Source organism: Lacinutrix sp., assembly GCF_023299985.1.
Taxonomy (GTDB): Bacteria; Bacteroidota; Bacteroidia; order Flavobacteriales; family Flavobacteriaceae; genus Lacinutrix.
In genome coordinates this window covers 1-3900 of the sequence record NZ_JALZVX010000187.1, presented here as the reverse complement: position 1 = coordinate 3900, position 3900 = coordinate 1, and the positions used below count along the sequence as shown (strand labels likewise).

2 protein-coding genes and 1 pseudogene are annotated in these 3900 nt (G+C 31.7%); 1 reads left to right on the top strand and 2 read right to left on the bottom strand.

The genetic code is table 11. From position 1 onward, the window contains the following. Positions 1 to 150, top strand: a pseudogene (locus Q0C58_RS10160) (ammonium transporter); the annotation flags it as partial. A 107-nt stretch (positions 151 to 257) separates the two neighbouring features. On the opposite strand, the gene Q0C58_RS10155 reads toward Q0C58_RS10160, so the two are convergent. Both Q0C58_RS10155 and leuB read right to left on the bottom strand, forming a co-directional pair. Continuing rightward, on the bottom strand, positions 258 to 2837 hold the full coding sequence (locus Q0C58_RS10155) for a phosphoenolpyruvate carboxylase (protein ID WP_290700923.1): 2580 nt from the start codon (positions 2835 to 2837) through the stop codon (positions 258 to 260). A gap of 163 nt (positions 2838 to 3000) precedes the next feature. After that, positions 3001 to 3900: 3-isopropylmalate dehydrogenase (gene leuB / locus Q0C58_RS10150; protein ID WP_290700920.1), on the bottom strand; the 900-nt coding region annotated here is incomplete at its 5' end.

The following is a 3900-nucleotide window of genomic DNA, read 5'->3' as shown; positions in this document are numbered from 1 at the left end:
GCAATATGTATAATATCTTCATTTTTAATTATTTTTATAATGAAGAAAACAGTTGGTATTAGAGTTTCTGAAAGAGAAGAATTAGAAGGGCTTGATGCTCATGAACATGGTATGGATGCTTATCCAGATTTTAGATTGAATGAACATTAAAAGTTAAATTAGTTATATTGAAAAACCTCGAAACATTGTATTTCGAGGTTTTTTTATGTAAAATTTAAAAATAGATTCCTGCCTACGCAGAAATGACAGATAGTACCTTAAGCTGAATTTCTACTCGCATTAATATTACCAAATAACGAACGTGTTACTAGTTTCTCGTAAACTTTAATTTGCGCTTCGTCTTTAACTTCTGCTTTTTCTAGTTCTTGTATTTTTTTTAAAGCATATTGCTGGATTGTTAATAGTGGTAAAACTATAGATTCTCTAACAGCAATAGATGCACTTCCTGCTGGTTCTTCTTGCATTAATTCTTTATAGCCAGTAAGCTTTAAAAGCAAACGTTTAGATGTTTTGTATTCGTTATAAATAACATTCCAAAATTCGCCATACTCAGGATCTTCACTCATGTATTTTGTTAAATCGAAAAACGATTTAGACAAAGACATCATACTATTTTCTATTAATGTTTTAAAGAAATCCGACGTTTGAAACAGTTTCTGTACTTTTTCAAAAGCGTTAGTGTCTTCATAATGTTTTAAAGCAGTACCAACACCAAAAAATCCTGGCACGTTTTGCTTTAATTGGCTCCAAGAACCTACAAAAGGAATGGCTCTTAAGTCTTCGAATACCAAGCCTTCTGCTTTTCCACGTTTAGAAGGACGACTTCCAATATTTGTTTTTGCATAATATTTTAAAGTGCTCATGTGCTCTAAATAAGAAATAAATTTAGGATGTGCTTTAAAAGCTGAATAGGCTTTGTAGCTACGCTCAGATAAATCGGTCATTACTTCTCTGTTTTCAGGAAGCATGCTTAAATCTTTATCGCTTAAACTATTGTAAATACCAGAACTAATAAGTTGTTCTAAGTTGTATTGCGACGAATCTAATGTTCCAAAATTTGAACTAATAGTTTGACCTTGAATAGTTAATTGTACTTCTTTATCTTCAATAGTTGGTCCAAGAGAGGCGTAGAAATTATGTGTTTTTCCACCACCTCGAGCAGGAGGTCCACCACGACCATCAAAGAAAATTACGGTAATTCCATATTGTCTAGAAATGGTTGTTAGATTTTCTTTTGCTTTATAAATAGCCCAATTTGCCATTAAATAACCACCATCTTTTGTGCCATCACTAAAACCAAGCATAATAGTTTGCTTATTGCCTCTAGCTTTTAAATGTTCCGCATATTCTGGATTAGTGTATAATTCCTTCATTACTGCAGGTGCATTTTCTAAATCGGTAATCGTTTCAAATAAAGGACCAACATCAACAGTTAATTTGTCTTGAAATGCTACTAGTTTTAGCATCGCAAACAATTGCATAACATGTAAAGTTGTTTGGTTATTGCTAATTATGTAGCGATTTGCAGCCTTTTCACCATTATTATCTTGAATTGTTTTTAAAGCTTTCATTGTTTTTAAAGCCTTTAAAGTTTCTTCATCTTTAATTAGAGATAAATCTACTTTACCTTCAACTTTAGATAGTAATTCTACTTGTTCGTTTTCTGATAAATCGTGATAATTTTTCGGGAATATAGTATTGCCGCTTTCTATTAAAGTGTTTACCATTTCATTAAAAAACTGTTCATGTTTTCTACTGTCTTGACGAATATCAAGATTAGCAAAATGAAATCCGAATAGGTGAATTTTATTTAACAAACTATTTACTTCATTTACATAAAGCGATTGGTGTTTGTTTATAATAATCTGTTTTATTGCTTTTAATTCTGAAGAAAAAGATTCTACGGTTAACGTAGATTTTTCGTTAGTAATTGTTTTGTAAAGCTCACGTTCTAATGCAGTTATTCTGTCTTCAACATCATTAAAAGTTAGTTTCCTTTTTAGTTTTCTAATGTCACGATAGTAATTTTTAATAATAGTTTCGCGTAATCTATTAGCAACTTTTAATGTTATTTCTGGAGTTACAAACGGATTTCCATCTCTGTCGCCTCCTGGCCAAAAGCCAATATTTATAATGTCATTATCTATATGTTCACCTTCAAAAATGTTTTGTTGTATGTAATCGTAAATAGCTCCAAAAGATTTGTAAAATACATTTTCCAAATACCAAATTAAGCTTACTGCTTCATCATAAGGTGATGGTTTTTCGTGCTTAAAAAATGGTGTTTTTCCTAATTGCGCAAGTAAATCGTTAATTCTAAGTAAATCGTTTTCACGAATTGCTTCGGTTAAATCTGTAATAATACCTAAAACAGAGCCTGGATAAAATTGAGTAGGATGCGCTGTTAAAACGATACGTACTTTAAATTCCTCGAGATATTTTTTTAGCGTTTCTAGTTTGTTTTCTGCAGTAGCGGTTTCTTTTAAACTCCTTAAAGTTCCAATACCATCCATGTTGTTAACCATAGGAAATGCAGCATCTTCGATAGCATCGAACAGTACGACTTGACGTTCTATATATTGAATAAATTTGAATAATAAATCTGTCTGGCTTTCGGCAGAACGACTACTTTGGTACTTCTCAAAAAAACGTTCAACTATGGTTGTTGGGTTGTCTTGATTGGTAAATCCGTTTTGGCAAGTCTCGTGAAAAAGTGGCAAAAGTGCACCAGTTTTCGTGATTGTATCAAAAGGAAGTGTCATAAATATACTATTGTATATTTGATACTTCGATAATACATTTTGATTAAATCTCGTAAGTTTTGGCTGTGTAGACATTGTTTTATTATAAAATTCAATCTAAAAGTACTGAAGTATTTCTTGAATAAATAAGAATTTTAAGCGAATTACATATTTACGTCTTAATCCCTTTTTATTTGAGAATACTCAAACAAAAGCCTTTAATATATATACTTTTCGTTATTTGTTTTTAAACTATTTCTTAGATAATTGTAGATTGACCTAAGTGGATATTTGTAAAGTTAAGATTCGAATCTTTTGGGTTGCTAATAAAATCTACAATAAAATCGCCAACTTTAGAGGTCGAAATGTTATCGTAAATGGTGTTTAAATCTGGAGTGGTTACGTTTAATTTTAAAGATTTATCTACACTTTGCCTAATTAAATCTGCTTCTTCATGTAATTCAAAATGCTCTAACAACATAGCAGCACTTAAAATTGAAGCCACAGGATTTGCAATGCCTTTTCCAGTTGCTTGCGGATAAGAACCATGAATAGGTTCGAACATTGCATGTTTATTTCCAACTGAAGCTGAAGCTAATAAACCTATAGATCCACCAATAACACTAGCTTCGTCGCTAATAACGTCACCAAATAGGTTTTCGGTTAAAATAACATCAAACTGTTTTGGGTTTAATATTATTTGCATTGCGGCATTATCTACAAACAAGAAATCAAGAGCAACATCTGGATATTGCGTTGCTAACTCTGTAACTACTTTTCGCCATAAACGCGATGTCTCTAACACATTTGCTTTATCTACTAATGTTACTTTTTTGCTTCTGCTTTGTGCAGCTTTAAATGCTAAATGCGCAATACGCTCAATTTCTTCGCGAGAATATTCGCATAAATCTGAAGCTGTATTTCCATCTTCGCTCAGTTTCTTTTCACCAAAATATATACCACCTGTAAGTTCTCTATAGATGCTAATATCTGTGCCTTTTATAATCTCCGTTTTTAAAGGTGATTTATCTAAAAGCGAATTGTAAGCCTTTACAGGTCTTATGTTAGCGAACAAACCTAATTCTTTTCTAAGCTTTAATAAACCTTGTTCGGGTCTTACTTTTGCACTTGGATTGTTATCGTATTTTGGATCACCAAT

Excerpts from the sequence above, each read along its gene's own strand:
- Q0C58_RS10155 (WP_290700923.1), bottom strand. The coding sequence starts at position 2,837 with ATGTCTACACAGCCAAAACTTACGAGATTTAATCAAAATGTATTATCG.